23 protein-coding genes and 1 pseudogene are annotated in these 21,328 nt (G+C 41.4%); 1 reads left to right on the top strand and 23 read right to left on the bottom strand.

Features of this window, described 5'->3' with window-relative positions:
- Window positions 1-9: 9 nt before the first annotated feature.
- Genes msrB through ACFPZG_RS08145 form a run of 5 tightly spaced genes read right to left on the bottom strand, consistent with a single transcriptional unit; the run spans window position 10 to window position 3,256 of the window.
- Window positions 10-435: a peptide-methionine (R)-S-oxide reductase MsrB gene (gene msrB / locus ACFPZG_RS08165; RefSeq protein WP_283731951.1), complete on the bottom strand. Its 426-nt coding sequence runs from the start codon at window positions 433-435 to the stop codon at window positions 10-12.
- Entirely contained in the window at window positions 432-962 is a 531-nt protein-coding gene (msrA, locus tag ACFPZG_RS08160) for a peptide-methionine (S)-S-oxide reductase MsrA (protein WP_283731952.1), read from the bottom strand. The genes msrB and msrA overlap by 4 nt, the downstream gene beginning before the upstream one ends.
- A 12-nt stretch (window positions 963-974) precedes the next feature.
- On the bottom strand, window positions 975-1,547 hold the full coding sequence (locus tag ACFPZG_RS08155; RefSeq protein ID WP_283731953.1) for a YpmS family protein: 573 nt from the start codon (window positions 1,545-1,547) through the stop codon (window positions 975-977).
- A gap of 12 nt (window positions 1,548-1,559) precedes the next feature.
- A complete protein-coding gene (locus tag ACFPZG_RS08150) occupies window positions 1,560-2,372 on the bottom strand; it encodes a GDSL-type esterase/lipase family protein (protein WP_317939980.1) in 813 nt (270 codons plus the stop codon).
- A 44-nt stretch (window positions 2,373-2,416) separates the two neighbouring features.
- On the bottom strand, window positions 2,417-3,256 hold the full coding sequence (locus ACFPZG_RS08145) for a DegV family protein (RefSeq protein ID WP_317939979.1): 840 nt from the start codon (window positions 3,254-3,256) through the stop codon (window positions 2,417-2,419).
- An 80-nt stretch (window positions 3,257-3,336) separates the two neighbouring features.
- On the opposite strand from ACFPZG_RS08145, the pseudogene trhA reads away from it, so the two are divergent.
- Window positions 3,337-3,972, top strand: a pseudogene (gene trhA / locus ACFPZG_RS08140) (PAQR family membrane homeostasis protein TrhA).
- A gap of 187 nt (window positions 3,973-4,159) precedes the next feature.
- Here trhA and ACFPZG_RS08135 read toward each other — a convergent pair.
- The 18 genes from ACFPZG_RS08135 to ACFPZG_RS08050 all read right to left on the bottom strand — a co-directional run bounded on the left by ACFPZG_RS08135 (window position 4,160) and on the right by ACFPZG_RS08050 (window position 21,319).
- Window positions 4,160-4,645 (bottom strand): dihydrofolate reductase, encoded by a 486-nt coding sequence (locus ACFPZG_RS08135; protein WP_283731956.1) that lies wholly within the window; start codon window positions 4,643-4,645, stop codon window positions 4,160-4,162.
- A gap of 24 nt (window positions 4,646-4,669) precedes the next feature.
- Entirely contained in the window at window positions 4,670-5,614 is a 945-nt protein-coding gene (locus ACFPZG_RS08130) for a thymidylate synthase (protein ID WP_317939978.1), read from the bottom strand.
- A 79-nt stretch (window positions 5,615-5,693) separates the two neighbouring features.
- Window positions 5,694-6,293: a YpjP family protein gene (locus tag ACFPZG_RS08125; protein WP_283731958.1), complete on the bottom strand. Its 600-nt coding sequence runs from the start codon at window positions 6,291-6,293 to the stop codon at window positions 5,694-5,696.
- A gap of 471 nt (window positions 6,294-6,764) precedes the next feature.
- Window positions 6,765-7,544: a class I SAM-dependent methyltransferase gene (locus ACFPZG_RS08120; RefSeq protein ID WP_317940237.1), complete on the bottom strand. Its 780-nt coding sequence runs from the start codon at window positions 7,542-7,544 to the stop codon at window positions 6,765-6,767.
- Window positions 7,541-7,978, bottom strand: a complete 438-nt coding sequence (locus ACFPZG_RS08115) for a BrxA/BrxB family bacilliredoxin (RefSeq protein WP_283731961.1) — start codon at window positions 7,976-7,978, stop codon at window positions 7,541-7,543. Before ACFPZG_RS08115 ends, ACFPZG_RS08120 begins: the two co-directional genes overlap by 4 nt.
- Before the next feature lie 242 nt (window positions 7,979-8,220).
- Entirely contained in the window at window positions 8,221-9,204 is a 984-nt protein-coding gene (gene hpaD, locus ACFPZG_RS08110; protein ID WP_283731962.1) for a 3,4-dihydroxyphenylacetate 2,3-dioxygenase, read from the bottom strand.
- Window positions 9,205-9,225: 21 nt separating this feature from the next.
- Complete coding sequence (gene hpaE / locus ACFPZG_RS08105) at window positions 9,226-10,743, bottom strand: 5-carboxymethyl-2-hydroxymuconate semialdehyde dehydrogenase (RefSeq protein ID WP_381427183.1); 1,518 nt, start codon at window positions 10,741-10,743, stop codon at window positions 9,226-9,228.
- Between the two features lie 24 nt (window positions 10,744-10,767).
- Window positions 10,768-11,691 carry a 2,4-dihydroxyhept-2-ene-1,7-dioic acid aldolase gene (gene hpaI, locus ACFPZG_RS08100; protein WP_283731964.1) on the bottom strand — a complete coding sequence of 308 codons (924 nt, stop codon included), beginning with the start codon at window positions 11,689-11,691 and terminating at the stop codon, window positions 10,768-10,770.
- Between the two features lie 66 nt (window positions 11,692-11,757).
- On the bottom strand, window positions 11,758-12,249 hold the full coding sequence (locus ACFPZG_RS08095) for a flavin reductase family protein (RefSeq protein ID WP_283731965.1): 492 nt from the start codon (window positions 12,247-12,249) through the stop codon (window positions 11,758-11,760).
- 37 nt (window positions 12,250-12,286) lie between these two features.
- Window positions 12,287-13,768 (bottom strand): 4-hydroxyphenylacetate 3-monooxygenase, oxygenase component, encoded by a 1,482-nt coding sequence (hpaB, locus tag ACFPZG_RS08090; protein WP_317939977.1) that lies wholly within the window; start codon window positions 13,766-13,768, stop codon window positions 12,287-12,289.
- A 30-nt stretch (window positions 13,769-13,798) separates the two neighbouring features.
- Window positions 13,799-14,185 (bottom strand): 5-carboxymethyl-2-hydroxymuconate Delta-isomerase, encoded by a 387-nt coding sequence (locus tag ACFPZG_RS08085; RefSeq protein WP_283731966.1) that lies wholly within the window; start codon window positions 14,183-14,185, stop codon window positions 13,799-13,801.
- A gap of 21 nt (window positions 14,186-14,206) precedes the next feature.
- Window positions 14,207-14,965, bottom strand: a complete 759-nt coding sequence (locus ACFPZG_RS08080; protein WP_317939976.1) for a fumarylacetoacetate hydrolase family protein — start codon at window positions 14,963-14,965, stop codon at window positions 14,207-14,209.
- A complete protein-coding gene (locus ACFPZG_RS08075) occupies window positions 14,962-15,750 on the bottom strand; it encodes a fumarylacetoacetate hydrolase family protein (protein WP_283731967.1) in 789 nt (262 codons plus the stop codon). The genes ACFPZG_RS08080 and ACFPZG_RS08075 overlap by 4 nt, the downstream gene beginning before the upstream one ends.
- A 36-nt stretch (window positions 15,751-15,786) precedes the next feature.
- Window positions 15,787-16,584 carry an ABC transporter ATP-binding protein gene (locus ACFPZG_RS08070; protein WP_317939975.1) on the bottom strand — a complete coding sequence of 266 codons (798 nt, stop codon included), beginning with the start codon at window positions 16,582-16,584 and terminating at the stop codon, window positions 15,787-15,789.
- Between the two features lie 5 nt (window positions 16,585-16,589).
- The gene (locus ACFPZG_RS08065; RefSeq protein ID WP_317939974.1) at window positions 16,590-17,609 is read right to left on the bottom strand and encodes an ABC transporter permease; all 1,020 of its coding nucleotides are present in this window, start codon (window positions 17,607-17,609) and stop codon (window positions 16,590-16,592) included.
- Between the two features lie 17 nt (window positions 17,610-17,626).
- Window positions 17,627-18,613 (bottom strand): ABC transporter substrate-binding protein, encoded by a 987-nt coding sequence (locus ACFPZG_RS08060; RefSeq protein ID WP_283731968.1) that lies wholly within the window; start codon window positions 18,611-18,613, stop codon window positions 17,627-17,629.
- 25 nt (window positions 18,614-18,638) lie between these two features.
- The gene (locus tag ACFPZG_RS08055; RefSeq protein WP_317939973.1) at window positions 18,639-20,096 is read right to left on the bottom strand and encodes a dihydrolipoyl dehydrogenase family protein; all 1,458 of its coding nucleotides are present in this window, start codon (window positions 20,094-20,096) and stop codon (window positions 18,639-18,641) included.
- A complete protein-coding gene (locus tag ACFPZG_RS08050) occupies window positions 20,096-21,319 on the bottom strand; it encodes a dihydrolipoamide acetyltransferase family protein (protein ID WP_283731970.1) in 1,224 nt (407 codons plus the stop codon). Before ACFPZG_RS08050 ends, ACFPZG_RS08055 begins: the two co-directional genes overlap by 1 nt.
- Window positions 21,320-21,328 lie beyond the last annotated feature (9 nt).

Below are 21,328 nucleotides of genomic sequence, written 5' to 3'. Positions count from 1 at the left end.
TTCCTCCCTTCACTCAGTAAATAGGGATGTATATTGGCCATAGCCTTCCTCTTCGAGCTTACTGAATGGGATGAAACGCAGTGCGGCTGAGTTTATGCAATACCTTAAGCCCCCCTGACCGGGTCCATCCGGGAATACATGTCCGAGATGGGAATCAGCTGTTTTACTTCGTACTTCAGTTCTACGCATTCCATGGCTTGAATCGAAATGCTCGGTTACTTCCGCACTTTCGATCGGTTTGGTAAAACTTGGCCAACCACATCCTGCATCGTATTTATCCTTCGAACTGAACAAAGGTTTTCCTGAAACGATATCTACATAGATGCCTTCTTCATAGTGGCTATCATATTCATTTTGAAAAGGCGGCTCAGTACCGCTTTCCTGTGTCACGTAATACTGTATGGCTGTTAATTTGTTTTTAAGTTCTTCCTTCATTCATCTTCACCCCAGTGATTTATTTTGAATGATTCGCGTCCGGAACCAATTGCATAATGATTATAATGGGAAGGGTTTTTCAAATAATAGTCTTGATGCCCCTCTTCGGCCGGATAGAATGGTTTTGCTGGAAGGATCTCAGTTTGGATTGACTTAGAGAATTTTCCTGATGTTTCAAGTTCTATCTTTGAATGAAGCGCCTTTTCGTATTGTTCGGGTGAATTCGTAAAAATAGCTGTTTGATAGGATTCTCCGCGGTCAAAAAATTGCCCACCGGAATCAGTTGGATCAATTTGCCGCCAAAAAATAGAAAGAAGTTCCTCGTACGTAATAACTTCATCATCAAATGTTATCTCAACTGCTTCACGATGTCCCGTAGTATTTGTACAAACAAGTTCGTAGGACGGATTTTCGACATCCCCTCCAGTGTACCCTGAAACAACAGAAATCACGCCATCATAACGGTCAAACGGTTTTACCATACACCAAAAACAACCTCCGGCAAATATAGCTTTTTGATTAGCCATTGATATCACTCCTTATTGATTTGGAATTGTCACTTCAAGCTCGATATTATCTTCTTTGAGATTGAACGATTTCGCTTTTATCAATATGTTTCCCGAAACCGGTAATTCTGATAAGTTGATGAAAATTTCTTCTTCTTTCGCCCTTACAACCATCCATTCGGGTAAATCAATGGTGTCACGTAATATTTCAAGTACGGTGGAAGGGGGGAAATTAAAATCACCGATTTCTAATGATGATTGTTTTAGTAGTAAATTCCCATCCTCTAAAACTACCGGATCAAAATGCATGATGACCGGCAACGTAAATCCAAATACTGTCAACTTGGAAAACAGAATGACATCTTCCTTTATAATCATTGTTACAGGAAGGGGCTCCCCCTTCATCGCTTTTTGGATATAAGTATTCGCCAAAGACTCCAGGTCTTTCTTGGTTGCTTTAATACTTAAAACACTTCCACTTGAAGATTGTACATATGAAGGAAGTGGCTCCGAGTCTTTAGGGCTATTAATATATAGCACTAACGCTATTACACCTGCTACGATTAATCCCAACAGACTGAAAAATGCAATTTTCCATATGTTCACAAATGACCACCCCTACATATCCAATTTCCCATCCGACATTTCACTCAAACCACAACTATCGATTTTTTCGATGAAGCGATTTGCCATATTTTCATATCCTTTGGCATTCGGATGAAAGAAATCGGTATGGTAAACCATGTTTTCATTGCTGACAAATAGATCACTCACTGGCACAAAACAGGCTTTACCATCCATGATCGCTTGTATTTCTATTGCCTCATTCCAGTCTTCTATAATCGTATCAAATTCATTCGCTTCGGCGATGACAATTGACAAAGGATTGTATAGTCCCGCCACAACTATCATGGCATCGCCGTTTAATCCCCGAATCATCTTGAATATTTCATCAAGTCGATTTTCAAATTTGCCTAATTCGACGTAAAAAGGCTTCGTCTTTAAATCAAAGAGGTGTTCTTTTACGATTTTCATCATATCATTTCCACCAATTGTCATATAAATGACATCTGCTTTTTTTACAGATGCTTGAATTTCCGGCTCTTCAAGCTGTTTGATAAGTTGATCGCTTCGTCTACCTCTTTTAGCTAAGTTTTCAGATCGAAGTTCTTTTACGCCTTTCCAGTAATTCATTGCAAGTGCCACCCGTCCGAAATAGCCATCCCTTTTCAGTTCATCTCCGACGCCTTGGGTTAATGAATCACCAAGTCCAATGACATTGATGTTTTCAGGGATAAAGTAATCAGGGACCATATATTCCTCAAACGCAATTTCTTCCCTTTCGAAAAAGGGATTCGGTTGGGAAATGCTTTTTTCCTGGCATCCCGTTAAAACGAATGAGAAGATGATCACTATGAATATTCTTCTCATAAACACAGTTCTCCTTTATTTATTTTTTGAACCGTACGAGTTCTTTATTCCGTATAATACATGAATCCGATTGCACCTTCTCCTGTATGGGTGCTAATAATCGGAGAAGTGAATGAGAATTTAATGTCTTTCCATCCGGATTCTTCAATTAGTTGCAATAGTGGTCCCGCCATCGCCATTCCGTTTGCGTGCGAAATCCCAATTGACCGAATGATTTTCCCTGCAGTCTCTTCCTTGAACGCCTTAAAAAGGTGGGATACTACTTGTCTATGACTGCGAGCTTTACCCACAGGGGTATAGACTCCATCTTGAAGAGTCGCGATAGGTTTTATATTCAATAATGAACCAATCATCGCTTTCCCTTTTCCCACACGTCCTCCTTTTACCAAATTGTCAAGGGTATCAACAACGACAAACAACTTCGTATTTTTCCTCACATCTTTTAACCGTTCTACGATTTCCTTAACACTTTTTCCTTCACTCGCCATTTTTGCCGCTTCAACAACTTGAAATGTTAAGGCATGTGAGATATACATTGAATCGATGACTGTCACATTGGAATCTGTCATTTGTGCAGCGGCTTCTGCCGATTTTACAGTTCCACTCATTCCGCCAGTCATATGAATTGATATGATTTCGCTCCCATCTTGTCCAAGGCGATCATATAGTTCTTTAAAGACTCCGGTTGCGGGTTGTGAACTTTTCGGAAGTTCTTTGCTACTTTTCATTTTTTCCATAAATGATTCAGGCTGCAGGTCGATTTTGTCTATGTACGTTTCACCATCTATATGAATAGTAAGAGGAACGACATGAATATCGTATTGGTCTGTATAGTTTTCGATCAAATCTGCAGTCGAATCTGTGACAATGTGTATTTTTTTCATTCTAAAGCACTTCCCTCGTCAAATTGGAGATATTCAATTTATTTTAGTATAGTAATGGTAACAGAAAGGAGAATGTGTGTATGGCTGAAGCATTTGATTATAAAAATCTGAGAGAAGAGCTATGGAACGCGATCACCCATGGTCTTGGATTTCTATTAAGCATTCCTGCTCTCGTTCTGCTCATTATTGCTGGTGTCAACCACGGAACGGCTATAGCGGTTGTCAGCTTCACAATTTTCGGTGTGTCCACGCTTCTATTATTTCTGATGAGCACATTACTCCATAGTATGCCCGTCAAAGTGAAGAAATTGTTTTCGATTTTCGACCACTCGGCAATTTACATCCTAATTGCGGGGACCTACACGCCGTTTTTGTTGGTCACCATAAAGGGTGTGCTTGGTTGGACCCTATTTGGTATTATTTGGGGTCTTGCGATTGTCGGTGTACTTTTCAAGGTCTTTTTTATTCATAGGTATGAAGCTTTATCGCTTGTTTTCTATATTGTTATGGGTTGGTTAATCGTGTTTGCGTTTAAACCTCTTTATGAGTAGTTGCCAATTGAGGGTATTATTCTCCTATGTGCGGGAGGGGTATTTTATACGTTTGGTTCCATTTTTTATGCTTGGAGAAAGATTCCGTACAATCATGGCATTTGGCATATGTTTGTCATAGCAGGTAGTGTTTGCATGTTTTTCAGCGTCCTCCTTTATGTATGAAGACGCTAACTGTTGCTTTCCGTTTCGGGCGGACGGTTTCCAATCGAACCACGAAGAGTTCGATTTGCCGTATTTCTGCGGTTTTTTGCAGAAATTAAGGCAGGGGCTAATTACTTCCTACTCCCTTAGAGTCGCCGCCTTTCGCTTCAAGCAACGGAACTTTCCAATTACAAAGAAATAACTTTATTTACTTAGCCCTATCGTAAATTAGATAGGAGTATGGAATGCCCTCTGCTGTGTGGTGGTCTTCGGATTCGGATATGAGTTTCCAGTTGCCGTCGTTGTATTCAGGAAAGAACGTGTCGCCTTCATAACTGTTTCGAATGACAGTTATATATAGACGGTCAGCCATTGGCATTGATAAATTGAAAATTTCAGCCCCGCCGATAATGACGACTTCCTCCGAATATTCTTTTCCTCGTTCAATTGCTGCATTCAAATCATGTAAGACTTCGGCGCCTTCAACTGAATACCCTTCATTTCTTGTAATGATTATATTCAATCTTCCCGGCAATGGTCGTCCAATCGATTCGTACGTTTTGCGTCCCATAACAATCGCTTTCCCCATCGTCACTTCTTTAAAATACTTCAATTCCTCAGGGATATGCCATGGCATTTTATTGTCTACTCCAATAACACGGTTTAAGTCAACGGCTACAAGCAATGAAATCATCGTATTCTCCCTCTCAGTTAGTCGTTATACTGCTATCGGCGCTTTAATTTTCGGATATGGATTGTAACCCTCAACAGATATGTCATCGTATGTAAGGTCAAATATTGACGATTTTCCATTCATATCAATGTGTACAATTGGTAATTCCTTAGGAGTCCTCGATAATTGCTCCTTTACCTGCTCGATATGATTCAAATAGATGTGGGCATCTCCAAGTGTGTGGATGAATTCCCCGACTTCCAACCCGCATTCGATGGCGATCAAATGAATTAGTAATGCATAGGAGGCAATGTTAAACGGTACACCAAGGAAAACATCCCCACTTCTTTGATACAGTTGGCAGGAAAGCTTTCCGTCCGCTACGTAAAATTGGAAGAGTGCATGACATGGCGGCAGAGCCATTTCATTCACTTCCGAAGGGTTCCAACCACTGACAATATGTCTTCTTGAGTCTGGATTTTTTTTGATGCCCTCAATTAGAGCTGCAATTTGATCGATAGAATCATTCCCTGTTGTCCACGAACGCCATTGTTTTCCGTAAATCGGTCCTAAATCGCCAAATTCCTTAGCGAAATTTTCATCCTCAATAATTTGTTTTTTATATAACTCCATTTGCTCTTTATAAACGGAAGCGAATTGTTCATCTTGTTGACTGCGCTTACCGAAATCAGTCATATCGGGGCCATTATAATCTTCACTCTTTACCCATCGCTCGAATCCCCATTCATCCCAAATCGGATTTCGGTCTTCGATCAATGTCTTCACATTTGTATCCCCTTTAAGGAACCAGAGAAGCTCAGATGCGATTAATCGGAAAGCAGTTTTCTTTGTAGTCATAAGGGGAAAACCCTTTTGCAAGTCGTATCTCATTTGATAGCCGAAAACACTTATCGTTCCAGTCCCCGTCCTATCTTCCTTTACAGTTCCATGTTCAATGATATGAGCACAAAGCTCCAAGTATTGTTTCATATACCATTTCCTCCTTACGCTTAACTGACAGTATAACAAAAACCACTGGCTCAGCATAACAAAAACCGCCGAAATGGTTTTATGATAACCATTTCGGCGGTGTGTTTTTCGACCAATAGATATCTCCTAAAGAATGATGGACAGTAAAGCCATCATCAGCAGTGTGGTAGTGGAAGTTGTAGAAATACCCATCTTGTGGTCTTTTCTCTGTTCTCACATGGAATCGGACAAGATCCTTGTTTACGCTTGTGTCGGAAACATGAAATATCTTCTCGGCATAGTTACCTGAAGGTGTTTCTGTTATTAAAATTCTTCCGTATTCATGGCCGCCAGCAGAAGCGACCGTCGATTCAATGACTTCTGACATTTTCGGGAAGATGACTTGATCGAATTCGTGTTGGATGACAGGGCCAATTCGTGAACCGAATTTCAAATAGGCGAGCTCTTTGGCTGGGTTAAACAACATCTCCTCTATTGAAGGTGTTTCTTCAAAGGTCTCCCGCTCAAATATCGAATCCTCGAGCCCTAACTGAAGTTCATGTTTCGTTGTGGAAGGTAAATCGGTTCTTGCGTTATCTTTTGGTTGAAGGGTTGTCCATATTTCATGGCTTGGTGATATGACGCCAAGTGTTAGGACGGCAACAATTGCAATGAATAATTTTTGGAAGTACTTTTTCATCTTCATCACCTGCTTATTGGTTATAGGTATAATTATTAATAAAATGAGATTTTGAATGTTAATTAATAAACTTGTGTCAAATCGGGAAATAGATTTACTAATAGTACATACGTAAAAGTCTTGAAAAGGTTTCTTATTTCTTAATTTCATTGTACAATAAAACTGAACTAATTTGTGAGGTTTTATGAAGGAGGTTTTTATAAATGGATGTTCAATTACTAATGGGAATCGGAATGCTCGTTCTCGTCCTTTATTTAAGCTCGTTAAACTTTACGCATTGATAAAAGCGGAGGGCGTCGTGTTAGAGGCGACAGGCATAAGACAAATATACGGAGTGGCGCTCTTTGCCACGAAGTATATTTGACTTATGACCCCGAGCCTTTGGCGCCCGAAGCTGGATTGATCACCAAAATGTCGCTGAAGTAAAGTAAAAATAAAGCCGTCAACTCTTGCCAGAGTTGACGGCTTTAATCATTTTGTGAGATATCCAAAGTGGATTTTTGTATTTGGTCGTATGATACGTTCAAGATTGAACTGTTCAAAAACAGGTGAATCAAATCTTTCTTTCACGACGACACGACGCTTGCATACTCTGAACGCCTCTTTCATCCATTCTTCGGTTAATGCAGTATGAACTCCAGCCTGACGTAGTGGCGTGAAATTGGACGATTCCTCAATTGGGGCATGAAACATCGGGTCGATATACACTACATCCCATGAAGAATCTTCCTGGGTACAAAGAAATGCTATCGCTTCGGAATGAATCACTTCTATGCCTTTCATCGCAAGTTTTAGCTTCTCAGAGTCAGTAGGGAATTTTTTAAGTCCCGTCTTTGTGAGAAACGCAACGGACGGATCTGCTTCCAATCCAGTACATTTTCCGTTTTCATCTATTATATAGGAAGCAATTATACTATCGGACGCAAATCCAAGTGTACAATCGAGAAATGTATCTCCTCCCACCAATTGACTCGCGTCAATAAGTGGATCCGTTTCGCCCTTAGCAATTCTTTTTAACCGGAATGCAGCAGAATTAGGATGAAAGAAGAAAGGTTGGTCCATTCCTATGCGAAAAAGTTCGTAACGATCTTTTCCTGCAACAAGAATATCGGCTTCATATTCATTCTGCATTCTCAAGATTGATCGCTTTTTCCTTTCCACAATCGGATACGCTAATTCATCACTTGCAACTTTTGCAAGATTATAGGTCGTTTCATCGGGTCTTCCTGCTGTTGTGATAATTGTTGTCACTTTTTGCAAACTTGTTCAAGTTCCTCAGTTAGGTGAGCCTTGATCTGTTCCATTTCGGAGTTCTCAATCTGTTCCCTCGGAATGAAACTTGCCAAAGCACCATCTTTCCATATAGCAATAGAAGGTGAGCTTGGTGGAACTTCTGGGAAGAAATCTCTCATCATTGCTGTCGCTTCTTTGTCTTGACCAGCAAACACTGTGAATAAATGATCCGGTTTTGCATTGGAAGCATTAAGCGCTTCTCTGACAGCCGGCCGCGCCAGTCCAGCAGCACATCCACATACTGAATTAATAACGACTAAAGCGGTTCCTTGAAGTGATTTCATCGTCCCTTCCACTTCTTCAGCTGTTGTCAATTCTGTAAATCCAGTTTGCACTAGCTCCTCACGCATTGGTTTAACAATGCCTCTCATATACTCATCATATGCGTTCATGTTTTTAATCCCCTTTCAATACTTCTATCGATTTCATTCTACATGGAATTGAAATAAATTTCATTCATTCGCGATTACCTGGTTTACATAATAATATTATGTTACGTAAACAAAAGAAACATCAGTAAGCGCCGACGATAAGCGTTGCTGATGTTAGGCATTTAATAACATTATTCGACAGAATTCACGCGTTCAAGGTTCTGGAACAATTCAAAATTCAATGAGAACATGGCACTCTGTCTCTAAGCCATAATTTCCGGTTTTCTTTGTTTCAATAACGGCTCTTCACTTTCAATTTCATCGCCCGTTTCAATATCCATAAACGTACTTGTATCAGTAAACCAGCAATCCGGAGCTTCGTGTCCCCAGAAAGTTTGCCGGAGCGGATCATTTAAATCCCAGCGTTTTGGCTTCAAGTCCGGATCGCTTGTTAAATAATCACCAGTGTAAAGTTCAATTCGGTGACCATCCGGATCTCTCAGATAAAGGAAGAACGCGTTGGATAAGCCATGACGACCAGGTCCGCGTTCAATCGATGTTGCATACCCCATACTCGCTAAACAATCGCAACAGTCAAGTATACTCAGCCGATCAGTTAGTGAATACGCGAAATGATGCAATTTGGGTCCCGGGCCATTCATGAAGGCCTGATCATGAACCGTCGGCTTTCGGTAAAGCCATGCCGCCCATAGGTTTCCATCTTCAGTATCCGTATACTCTGAACAGGAAAACCCTAACTGATTAACATAAAAATCATAGGCTTTTTGGACATCAGGTACTGCACAATTAACGTGATCAATCCGTTGAATTTTTGCACCACGATAGTGGTCATATCGCTGCAGCATCCGATCAACGACAGTCATTTCTGCAAAAAACTCCAATGGGATACCTGATATATCATGTACGCGAAGGGTTCTTCCCATCTGATGTTGTTGGCCTTTCGCCAACCATCTTGTTTTCAATCCTTGTGAGATGAAAAGCTTTTCGATTTCATCAAGATCCTGTTCTTTCTGAACCTTATAACTAAGCACTTCAACAGCTGCTTTTTCCGCTTTTTTCAATAGTAAACTGTGATGGGAATGTTCCTCTAAACCTCTCAAATAAATATGATTCTCGTCACTTTCCGTTTCAATCATACCTAATCCATCCACATAAAATTTGCGGGATGCCTGCAAATCCACTACATGAAGCACGGTTCTAGCGATTCGAATGATTGAAAAATCCATTTATGTCCCCCCTACCTTTCCCTATTTCTTTCCGAATTGCTGAATACGATGCTCATCAATCGATACATGTATAACTTTAAGTTCAGTATAAAAATCGAAGCCGTAATGGCCTCCTTCACGTCCAATTCCAGAGTATTTAGATCCTCCGAAAGGTGTTCTTAAATCGCGTACGTTCTGAGCATTGACCCAAAGCATTCCGGCTTCAATTTTATGTGCTACTCGGTGGCCACGTTTGATATCATTCGTCCATACATAACCCGCGAGTCCATAATCGACGTCGTTCGCTAACTTAACGGCCTCATCTTCATCTTTAAATGTCATGACGGTCAATACAGGTCCGAAGATCTCTTCTTGTGCTACGCGCATGTGATTTTCGGCATTCAGTATAAGGGTAGGCGCAACAAAATTCCCTCTGGCGAATTCGGCTGGAATATCACCGGTAATGACTTCTGCACCTTCATCTCTCGCTATTTCCAAGTAGCTTTTAACTTTATTGTAATGTCCTTTATCAATCAATGGACCTACTTCCGTTCCCGCGTCTAACGGATCTCCGATTTTAATTGCAGCAACACGGATCTTTAAAGCTTCAATGAATTTATCTTTGATCCCCTCTTGTAAAAACAAGCGTGAGTTTGCTGTGCAGCGTTCCCCATTGAAGGAATAGATCCCCCACACGCAAGCATCTAAAGCCCGATCGAAATCGGCATCTTCGAAGACGATGATCGGTGATTTCCCACCAAGTTCCATCGAGCAGCTCTTCAGTGTATCAGCACTATTTTTTATAATTGTTGAACCTGTTTTTGTTTCTCCTGTAAATGAAATAAGCTGAACATCAGGGTGTCTGACAAGCGCATCCCCTGCAATCTCACCATAGCCATGAACGACATTGAAGACACCTTTCGGAAGATCAGCTTTATGGATCACTTCTGCTAATAGATTAGCAGAAAGTGGGGAAAGTTCTGCCGGTTTTAAAACAACTGTATTACCAGTCGCAAGCGCGGGAGCCACTTTCCAAGTTTCTAACATGAAAGGAGCATTCCATGGTGTGATTAATCCTGCAACCCCTACTGGCGAATGGATTGTATAGTTGATAAATTCATCATCCACTTGATAGGCATCTCCAACAAGACGACTTTCCACCATGCGGGCATAAAATCTGAAATTTTCTGAAGCACGGCTTACCATATTTCTTGTTTGACTAATCGGAAGTCCCGTATCAAGTGCTTCCAAAAAAGCTATTTTTTCTATTTCTTCATCAATCAAATCTGCAATACGGTAAATGTATGCCATTCTTTCATTCAGTTTCATCGTTTTCCAAGGACCGTGATCAAAGGCTTCCCTGGCAGCTGCCACTGCTTTATCAATGTCAGCTGATTGTCCTTCGGCGACTTCATTGATTTGTTCATTGGTAAACGGGTTCATGTTTTTGATGGTGTTCCCACTTACAGAGGAAGTGAATTCCCCATTTATATAGAGTGATATATTCTTTTGTATTTCATGTTTCAAAGAAACCGTTTCGTTCGTTGTTATCATCCTCATCACCTATTTTCTATTTTTCTTCAATTATCCTACAGCGGTTTCCTCCGATAGAATAGATAGGTCCAAAAGTGTTTTACGAACTTCTTCTTGTATTTCTGCTGATGGCAATCCTAAAGGTAAGCGGAGCTTCGGTGTAATTTTCCCCATCATGCCAAGTGCCACTTTAACTGGTGATGGATTTGTATCTTTGAAAAGCACGTCATTTAATGGCATTAATTCGAAGTGAAGGTCCTGTGCTTTTTTTATATCTCCATCATTCCATGCATTATAAAGTTCTGCTACTTTTTTCGGCTCCACGTTTGCTGTTGCACTGATAAATCCTGCACCCCCGATTGCTAACATCGGATAGCAAAGGAGTTCGATTCCTGAGTACAATAGAAAGTCCCTTCCGCAATTTAGCAGTACACGATTAACATGTTCAAAGTCTTTATTCGATTCTTTTACACCTATAATGTTCGGACAATCTTCACTTAGACGTTTCATCGTACTGACTTCCATATTGACAGCGGATCGACCGGGTATATTGTAAATGATGATGGGTATCTCAACGGAATCTGCTACCGTTTTAAAATGCTGATAAAGTGCTTCTTGGTTCGGTTTGTTATAGTAAGGCACTATAACCATCGCGGCATCCGCACCTATTTCCTCGGCATATTTTGTAAGTTCCATTGTTTCATCATGATTGGTTGACCCAGTGCCTGGAGTGAAAAACACACGTCCATCAATCGTTTCTTTTGCTAAACTCATAACACGTTTTCTCTCAGCGATTGTTAATGAACTTGGTTCACCACTTGTTCCCGTAACAGAAATCCCGTGGCTGCCACTTTCAATTTGCCAGTTGATCAATTCGACAAACGTTTTTTCATCAATATCCCCGCTTTCTGTAAATGGGGTAATGACAGGACAAATTGAACCTCTTAACTTCTTTTTTTCTTCCTCATATGCCACTAAAACCCACTCCTCCCTGGTGATTACACATTTCCTTTGCATGGTACTTCTTATTTATCAAACAAATTACCCCTCAAGCTCTTTTAGTTCGCGATACTTTCCCTGGCTATATAGTAATGGGGCTTTTTCTTCAAGCTTAACGCCCGTAACATGACCGATGAAAATCGTATGATCTCCCGCAACAAATTCACTATGCAGCACACAAGTGACAATCGCTAACGATTCTTCTAACACTGGCAAACCTTTATAGGATCCGAACGTAATTTCAGATTTCAGATGCAGTTGACCTGAAAATTGCTTCGATATTTGTTGTTGGTCAGTTGATAATATGTTAATCGCAAATTGTCTAACATCTTTTATATGCTGAAGCATTTTCGCATTTTCTGCGATACTGATTGCGACAAGTTTCGGGTTAAGAGAAATGGACATAAAAGCATTTGCTGTCATGCCATGCACTTCTTCAGCAACCTTTGTCGTAATTACCGTTACACCTGTCGCAAAACTGCCCATGACATTTCTGAACAACCGATCATCTATCTCGGGATCTACATGTTCCATACTCCAATCTCCTTCCCACTTTCAACAATTCTTTCACTTATAGTATGCCGGCCTCTTTTTTTGCTTTATTCAAGAAGTTTGTCACCATATCTTTATACGGTTGTTTATCAAATCCATCATAATATGCATTCGACATTCTTACTGGATCTCCGAAAAAGTAATATTCATAAAGTGCTTGGCGGTTTCCGAATGCGCTGATGGAAATATCCCATGCGAGGCGGAATAGCTGTACTCTTTCCTCACCGTTTATATTCGCACCTTGCGTGTAACGATGGACTAATGGGCCGACGTCCGTGTTGCTGAAGTCCGCTTCAGTTGGGAGTGCCATCAATCCTGAAGCACCTAAGATCTTTATTATTTCATTCATACGCTGGTACATTTTCGGGAACCAGTTGCGTGCCGCATTTAACGGTTCAAAGTCCGGCGTCATATTACCATATTGATCGATTTTTGCATTGTGTTCAGCTTTATATAAATGGGAACGCATCACTTCCAGGATGACCATGATTTCGCTTGCTTTTTCTTTAACATGCATGAATTGATCGATACCGATTGCTTCCATCATGCTGACGACAACGCCTAAGATGAATTCAGTTTTCACGATGCTTTTGCAAATAACTTGATGCGTCATATGTATAACCGCATTTGTCTCGGTATACGTACGATTACAGATATCTGTACTTTCACATACAAATACTCTTTCCCACGGGACTAATACATCTTCAAACGAAATAATGGCATCGCTTTCATCGAACCTTGCGCCTAACGGGTGATCCCATTTACTTTTCCCATAGTCGAAAGATTCACGGGATAGGAATTTTAAACCCTTCGTATTATTCGGAATTGCAAATGCAAATGCGAATGGATCATCTGTAGTGCCAGGCGTTCTATTAATGGTGGATGGGAATACGACGAGCTCATCCGTGATTCCGCCAAGTGTTGCCAAAAGGCGACAACCATTGACAATAATTCCGTCTGATGTTTTTTTCGTAATACGTGCGGAGAGGAATGGATCTTTTTGTTCTGATTGCGTTAGCTTTGACCGGTTTACTTGCGGATGGATTAATGTATGCGTTAAGCTAATATCATTTTCCCGTGCATATTCATAGTAATCTGCTGCATTTTTAGCAAATTGATCACTTCCGCCGCCTGCTTGCGCAAAAAACTGGTTGGCTGTCCCGAATGCCATAATGCTTGTGTTCAAATAATCCGGCGATCGCCCCATCATGCCCCCAGAAAATGCAGCCCATTCTGTATGCATTTCACGCCTTTTGAATAAATCCTCTTTTGTTTTAGGTGCAATAAATGAAAGTCCTACCTTTTCGCCAGATTTCGGTGAAGTATACAACATTTTCTCTGGCTTCTCATGTTGTAAATCATAAAGACCCGCAACGCTCTCGACTACATTTTTAAATGCAGGATGTGTAGTGACGTCGTCCACTTTCTCACCGTGGATCCAAACTTCCGTATTCCGTTCTTTAATACCTTCAATGTATTCTTTCCCTGTACGTGCACCCATTCGATTCCCTCCTATTTGTTATGAGTTTATCTACTTTTTAAATCGATTGTGAATGTTATTCTGTTTATAAGTACCTGCTTCACTAAATTCAACTAATTCCATTGACAATGCTAAATAACGCTTGGACATGACAGGATGGAAATGTTCTTTCATCACTTCAAATAACGCATCACAAACGTCTTTTTTTACTTCCTCAGAGCGACCAGCTCCGATTTTCAGCTGTGCATGGACGAAAGCATCATCCTCAGCACCATCTGCCACGCGATACTCTTTTAACTCAATCGCTCTCGAACGAAGACCGCCTATCGGAAAAACAGTGTCTCTTGCAATAAGAACCTTATGACTCTCTTCTAATAGTTTTTTGATATCCACTTCTTCTTTTATATTATCCGTGTACTCGACTAAAAAAAACGGCAACTAAAACCACCCTTTCTCGTACTAACGATTTGTAAATGATTCATCGCCGATTATTGTATTGACCAAACGCCCGATTCCCTCAATTTCCGTGACGACTACGTCACCGACTGCTGTATCGACAGATCCTTTCGGGGTACCTGTCAGAATGACATCGTTTTCACTCAATGTCATAAAGCTGCTTAAATAGGAAATGAGTGTCGGGATATCGAAAATCATATCTGCGGTTGTACCTTCCTGGACGAGTTTGTCATTGACATGCGTCGTCAATTTTAGATTCATGGGATCAGCCACATCTACAGCATCAACAATCCATGGACCGAATGGCGTACCGGTATCACGATTTTTCACGCGCAAGTTTGGACGATAATAGTTTTCCAAGTAATCTCTGATTGCATAATCATTGGCGACACTATAGCCTTTAATATAATTGTAGGCATCTTCAGTTTTTACATTCCGGGCTGTTTTGCCGATGATGACTGCCAATTCACATTCATAATGCATATAGGTTACATCTACGGGTCGACGGGTATATGCATTATGCCCGACAAACGTATTTGGACTTTTTAAGAAAACAAGTGGTTCTGATGGAGCGGAAAATGCAAGTTCCGCTGCATGATCTGCATAATTCAACCCTAATGCAAACACGGTTCGCGGCTCTATTGGCGTCAGCCAAATCACCTCGTGCTCATCCACTATTCGACCATCATCTAATTTGAGTTTCCCTTCCCATTCAACCGCTTCATGAATGGCACCCCCATAAGCTGTCCTTGCTTTCCTCATATCAGCTCTCTCCATTTTGTTTCTTTTTCGTCCACAATCACGTTTTCGAGATTCCCTATACCTTCTATCTCAATCCGGATCTTATCGCCTATTTGGACCAATGGCGCATTCTCAGGAACACCCACAAGTAACACATCCCCAGGACTTAACGTCATGAACTCAGTTACATCTGCAAGCAAACGAGAGACTGGACGAATCAGATTCGATGTGGAATTTTCCTGTTGAAGCTTTTCATTAATGAATACACGGATGACTAAATCATCGGGGTTTTTGACCTCATGGTGATCGACAATCCATGGTCCGATTGAGCAAAATCCATCGCGTGCCTGATGTTGAACAGCTGGACGGTATACACTATCATGCGGAACGCTTGTATCATTGACGATTGTATAGCCCGCAACATACGTCAGGGCGTTTTCTTCATCCAAAGCGATTGCCTGCTTTCCGATAACCAACCCAAGCGCTGCGCCTATTCTCAGGTTTGATAGTCCTTTCGGCATGGGAATCGATCCGCCGTTACGGTTATACGTATTTGCCGGTTTGATATAAAGGACGGGGGCGATTGGCGGCGAGCCATATGGTTTGTCATATACAGCATCACCCAAACTTTCAAGTTCTCCTATATAGTTCAATAACGTTCCAAAAACCGTCCCGGTAATCGGGTTGTCAATCTGATGATCATCAAGACTTACTTCTCCGTCAAGAAGGGTGACGGAATTCGTAGCCGGATTCACATCCACAGAAGATAGAACTTGCGATCCTAATACTTTAAGTCTTGCCTTCATACATTTCACCCCTTTTGTTAGTACTTGTATGAACTTTCAGACAGACAACAATGCTTTGTCGCTTGTCATTTTTTCTCCCCGAATGCGCTGGAATTCTTCCATTAACTTAGGAATCGTCAAGTTCTTCTTTTCCTCAGTCTCTATTTCAAGGATAATTTGTCCTTTATCCATCATGATGAGCCTGTTGCCGAGGTCTAACGCCTGTTGCATATTATGTGTGATCATCAACGTAGTAAGCTTATCTTTTTCAACAAGTTGCTTTGTTAGATTGGTAATTAATTCTGCTCGTGAAGGATCCAATGCAGCCGTATGCTCATCTAAAAGCAAAATGGACGGTTGGGTGAATGTTGCCATCAAGAGGGAGAGTGCTTGCCTTTCCCCTCCAGAAAGCATTCCTACTTTTGCATTCAAACGATTCTCTAAATTCAAATGAAGCGTTTCAAGGGATTCACGGAAAAATTCGCGCCGCTTTTTATCCACTCCCTTTTTTAACGCACGTTTTTTATTTCTGGAGTAAGCCATGGCAAGGTTCTCTTCAATCGTCATCGATGGGGCAGTACCGGCCATCGGGTCTTGAAACACTCTTCCAATCATTTGCGAACGCTTGTATTCAGGCATTCTTGTAACATCTTTACCTGCTATTTCTATGATACCGAAATCAGGAGATAGAGCGCCTGAAATCATATTCAGCATAGTGGATTTTCCAGCGCCATTGCTGCCGATTACAGTCATAAAGTCCCCGGTATTCAATGTAAGATTTATTTGATCCAAAGCAATTTTTTCATCGGGTGTCGATTCGTTAAATATTTTATTAATCTGATTAATCTTTAGCAAGGGCATTACGCTCCTTCACGCAATTGCTCATGCTCCAGTAATCGTTCAGCATGGCGTTTCGCTTTTCTTCTTTTTTCTCGTCTCTTTTCAAGGTACTGCGGCAAAATTAATGCCCCAATTACAATGACAGCAGTAATTAACTTCATATCCCCTGGGTCAAGTAAGTCCACCCTAAGGGCAAGAGCCAGTACAATTCTATAAATGATGGCTCCAGCAATTACGGCAAATGTCGTGCGCACTATTGTTTTAGTACCAAATATCGCTTCGCCGATAATAACGGATGCCAACCCAATGATAATCATTCCAATTCCCATTCCGACGTCGGCAAATTTGGAATACTGAGCAATCAATGCACCCGAAAACGCTACTAATGCGTTCGAAAAGCCAAGCCCCACAATAATGAGCGTGTCCGTATTTGCTGATAAACTTCTGATCATTTTTTTATTATCACCGGTAGCCCTTATCGCCAGGCCCACCTCGGTTTTCAAAAACCAATCCACGATAAATTTGATGATCAAGGCGATAATGATCATGATGAATAATGTACCGTAGGTTGAAGGCAAGTTTTTGAATCCTACCATGGCGAGAAAATTATTAATCGAGGTATCGATGCCTAAAGGACTCCAAAACGATTTGAACTGGGAAAACATCGTTTCAGCTTTCAATAAAGGGATATTCGGTTTACCTATGGAATTCTCCGAGGTCAGTCCCATTATGCGTAAATTTATTGAATACAAGGCAATCATCATTAATATCCCGGAAAGGAGTGCATTGATTTTCCCTTTCGTATGCAATAAGCCGGTTACACAACCAGCAAGGAACCCTATAACAATGGCGACTACCGTTGCAAACACCGGATGATATCCGAAAATAATCATCGTTGCAGCTACTGCGGCCCCTGTTACAAAACTACCGTCAACTGTCAAATCCGGAAAGTCTAGCACTCGGAATGAAAGATACACACCGAGTGCCATGATTGCATAGATGATTCCTTGTTCTACGGAGCCGAATATAGCTGAAAACATATGGAATCGCCCCCTATTTATTCACTGAATTCAGCTTTCCATTCGTCTTTAATGTCGAGTCCAAGCAAAGTTGCCGTTTCTTTATTCATAATCAATTTCAACTTTTGTGGAATCTGAACTGGCAATTCATAAGGTTTACTTTCACCTTTCAATACTTTGACAGCCATTTGCCCTGCTTCATAACCGATGTCAAAGTATTCAAATCCGTATGCCGCTAAACCGCCTCGCTTTACTGAGTCAAATTCACCGACCATCATCGGAATTTTATTATCATTAGCGACCGAAATCACGGACTCTAACGCACTAACGACTGTATTGTCTGTAATGATATAGAAAGCATCCACTTTGCCGATCAACGATTCAGCCGCTGATTTTACATCCGCTGACGTCGCAACTGACGCTTCAACAACTGTCATATCCATATCTTTCAGCATTTCCTTCACTGAGTCCACTTGAGCTCTTGAGTTTTGTTCTCCAGAGTTAAACACCATTCCAACCTTTTTCGCTCCCAATTGCTCTTTGAGGAATTTCATCGTTTCTGATATTGCGTCCGGATGGGCATCGATCGTACCTGTTACGTTGCCTCCGGGTTCTTCCATTGATTCAACAAGTTCTGCCCCCACTGCGTCGGTTACCGAAGTGAAAATAATAGGAATGTCCGTTGTCGCACTTGCAGCCGCTTGAGCACTAGGAGTAGAGTTTGCGAATATCAGGTCGACACCTGAGCTGACGAGATTCGTCGCGATTGTTGTGTTGGCACTATTGTCGCCTTGAGCAATTTGCACGTCAAATTCCGCTTTAATCCCCGCATCTTCCAGAGCTTTTTTGAAACCATCGTATGCGGCATTGAGTGATGGATGTTCTACGATTTGAGTGACACCTATTTTGTATGTCTTAGAGGATGCTCCCGAATTCTTACTTCCACTTCCCCCCGTACCACACGCTGCAAGCAGTAGAGCTGAACTGAAAATAACCGCCAACACTTTTTTCCACTTATTCTTCATCTTTTTTCCCCCTTTACAGGTTGTTTTATTTGGTGTTTATTTGAAAATGATTGACAGCGACATCTCGCTTAACCGGCGCGGCATGTATCGCCTGCCCGACCAATCCCTCTACCGCTTCAAGAAAACCTTCAATGATACCCGGATGTGCGTAAAGTGGGAATTTTAAGTCTTCTTCTCTCGCAGCCATTTCAAGCAATTGTACAAAGGAACCTGACAGCTCAATGGCCCCTTCACCAATCATATGAATACCTTGTATGATTTCAGTAGTAGCATCTGAAATCACTTTAATGAATCCATCTTTTTTACCCGATAGTGTTGCATACCCATTACTGCCAAGAGCAAATTGACTTGTGCGAACTGCCAATCCAAACTCGCGTGCACTTTGCTCCGTCAACCCTACGGAAACGGCTGGCGGAATTGTTTGTGCAACGACTGGCATAAACGTCAGGTCGACTTCCGTTTGTTGTCCTGCAATCGAGGCTACAGCCGCTTTCCCTTGTTTGATCGCTTTTATTGCAAGCATTGGACCTTCCGTCACATCGCCAATTGCATATATAGCCGGCAGCGATGTTTGCATATTTCCATCTACCTTTATAAAACCACCGACTGTTCGGTCAATCCCGAAACGACTTATGCCCAATGGCTCCAAATTCGGGATCCTCGTTCCAGACACGAATAGATGTGACCCGCATATCGTCTCCTCCACGTTTTTATCCGTTAGAAAAGTCATTGTAATCCCGTCTTTTGTCTCATTTGTTGAGATGAATTGAAGTTCTTTATACACTTTGATTTTCCGTTTTTTAAACAGCCGACCTAATTCTTTATTGATGGATTCATCAAAAGGAAAACTTGCTTTGTTATCAATCACAACACTTACTTTTACGCCAAGTGCTGCATAACTTGAAGCGGCTTCAAGTGCAATGTAATCACTGCCTCTTACAATGAGGTGTTCAGGCACTTCCTCCAATGCAAAAAGTTCATGAGGCAAAAGGGTTCTTTCCCCTTTTTCTTTCATATCAGAAGACATAACCGCTGTACTCCCAGTAGCGATAATGACTTGCTGAAATTCGTATATATCGAATTGATGCCCATTTTCCACACCGATCTTGTCAGCAGCGATGAAAGTCGCTTTTCCACGGATTATTTCAATTTTATTTTCCTTACAAAGGTGTTCAACACCAGACCTAAGCTGATTGATAACCCTACCTTTATATGCAAGCAGCTTCTGGAAATCGAATGGATAATCCGAACCGCCAATTCCGAGTTCCTGTAAATGGGCAGATTCTGAACGTTTAGAGGCGGCATGTGTAATGATCTTTGAAGGAATACATCCTTCATTCAAACAGACACCGCCAATGTCAGCCTGTTCAACCAACGTAACCGAGAGACCCAATTGTGCGCCACGGATGGCAGCAGAATAGCCACCAGGCCCTCCCCCGATGATCATCAGATTTCTTTCCTGACTGATTTCGCCGACAACCATTAAACCATCTCCATCATCAGCTTGTGAGGCTGTTCAATTAGACTTGCAAAGCGATTCGTAAATGCAACAGCTGTTGCGCCATCAGCAACACGGTGGTCAAAGACAAAAGAAAGTGTCATGATATGACCTATAACGATTTCATCATGCTCATTGACGATTGGCTGTTTTTTTGTTTTGTGAAAAGCAATAAGTCCCGTTTCCGGGTAATTGATAATCGGTGTTGCACCCGTACTGCCAAGAGGCCCGACATTACTCACGGTAAACGTGCTATTCTGCATTTCAAACGGTTGTAACTTACCAGCAATCGCTTTTGCCGTTAATGCTTTGACGTCTTCATTAATCTCCTTGATCGATTTTTTATCGGCATCATGGACAACAGGAACAAGTAGTCCGTTGTCCGTATTCGTTGCAATTCCGATATGATAGTTTTTCTTGAGTAGGATCCGGTTATTTTCTTCATCGAGTTCAGCATTGAATATCGGGAAATCCTTCAAAGAAATAACAAGCGCCTTGATCAGGAATGCCGGGACACTGACCGATTCACCCGCTGTTTTCAATTGCTCTCTCAATTTAACTAAATTCGTCATATTCACTTCGTCGAAATGAGTGACATGAGGTATTGTAAAGAGCGATTTCGTCATCTTTTCTGCAATTTTCTTCCGGATACCCCTAAAAGGGATTTCATCAGGAATCGCTTGGTCAGCCACTGCCGGCTTCCTATCGGCAATTGGTTCGATTGTGAATTTTTTTCCTTCGAGGAATCGAAAGATATCATCTTCAGTGATCCTTCCAGAAGGATCACTAGCATGGACATCTTCAATATTAATATTGTTATCACGTGCAATTTTACGTGTATACGGTGCCGCAAGCACGCGATGAAAAGGAATTGAGGCTGATGATTTTTCACCAGCTTTTATTGTAGGATTTGCATTTTCCTCAATGGATTGTTTTGTTTCGGTTTGCGATTTTTGTCCTATCGCCAAAACTTCATTCGTTTCAATAGATAGCAAGCTTGTTCCGACCTTAACTGTTTCACCAACTTCGATACGAATCTCTTTCACGATACCTGCACATGGTGAAGTGAGTTCAGCAACCATTTTGTCTGTTTGCACCTCGACAAGCGGCTGGTCGGTCGTAACCGTATCGCCAACCTTGACTAAATAATGGATCACTTCCCCTTCAGTCATGCCTTCCCCGATATCATGCAACTTTATTTCAAGCATTACAGTTCC

The organism is Sporosarcina thermotolerans, from assembly GCF_042658975.1.
In the GTDB taxonomy this organism is placed as follows: Bacteria; Bacillota; Bacilli; order Bacillales_A; family Planococcaceae; genus Sporosarcina; species Sporosarcina thermotolerans.
This window is presented reverse-complemented; position numbering and strand designations above follow the sequence as displayed.

Coding starts and splice junctions, on each gene's coding strand:
- msrB (WP_283731951.1), bottom strand. CDS start 435: ATGAAGGAAGAACTTAAAAACAAATTAACAGCCATACAGTATTACGTG.
- msrA (WP_283731952.1), bottom strand. CDS start 962: ATGGCTAATCAAAAAGCTATATTTGCCGGAGGTTGTTTTTGGTGTATG.
- ACFPZG_RS08150 (WP_317939980.1), bottom strand. CDS start 2,372: ATGAGAAGAATATTCATAGTGATCATCTTCTCATTCGTTTTAACGGGA.
- ACFPZG_RS08145 (WP_317939979.1), bottom strand. CDS start 3,256: ATGAAAAAAATACACATTGTCACAGATTCGACTGCAGATTTGATCGAA.
- ACFPZG_RS08135 (WP_283731956.1), bottom strand. CDS start 4,645: ATGATTTCATTGCTTGTAGCCGTTGACTTAAACCGTGTTATTGGAGTA.
- ACFPZG_RS08130 (WP_317939978.1), bottom strand. CDS start 5,614: ATGAAACAATACTTGGAGCTTTGTGCTCATATCATTGAACATGGAACT.
- ACFPZG_RS08125 (WP_283731958.1), bottom strand. CDS start 6,293: ATGAAAAAGTACTTCCAAAAATTATTCATTGCAATTGTTGCCGTCCTA.
- ACFPZG_RS08115 (WP_283731961.1), bottom strand. CDS start 7,978: ATGAACGCATATGATGAGTATATGAGAGGCATTGTTAAACCAATGCGT.
- hpaD (WP_283731962.1), bottom strand. CDS start 9,204: ATGGATTTTTCAATCATTCGAATCGCTAGAACCGTGCTTCATGTAGTG.
- hpaE (WP_381427183.1), bottom strand. CDS start 10,743: ATGAGGATGATAACAACGAACGAAACGGTTTCTTTGAAACATGAAATA.
- ACFPZG_RS08095 (WP_283731965.1), bottom strand. CDS start 12,249: ATGGAACATGTAGATCCCGAGATAGATGATCGGTTGTTCAGAAATGTC.
- hpaB (WP_317939977.1), bottom strand. CDS start 13,768: ATGGGTGCACGTACAGGGAAAGAATACATTGAAGGTATTAAAGAACGG.
- ACFPZG_RS08080 (WP_317939976.1), bottom strand. CDS start 14,965: ATGAGGAAAGCAAGGACAGCTTATGGGGGTGCCATTCATGAAGCGGTT.
- ACFPZG_RS08075 (WP_283731967.1), bottom strand. CDS start 15,750: ATGAAGGCAAGACTTAAAGTATTAGGATCGCAAGTTCTATCTTCTGTG.
- ACFPZG_RS08065 (WP_317939974.1), bottom strand. CDS start 17,609: ATGTTTTCAGCTATATTCGGCTCCGTAGAACAAGGAATCATCTATGCA.
- ACFPZG_RS08060 (WP_283731968.1), bottom strand. CDS start 18,613: ATGAAGAATAAGTGGAAAAAAGTGTTGGCGGTTATTTTCAGTTCAGCT.
- ACFPZG_RS08055 (WP_317939973.1), bottom strand. CDS start 20,096: ATGGTTGTCGGCGAAATCAGTCAGGAAAGAAATCTGATGATCATCGGG.
- ACFPZG_RS08050 (WP_283731970.1), bottom strand. CDS start 21,319: ATGCTTGAAATAAAGTTGCATGATATCGGGGAAGGCATGACTGAAGGG.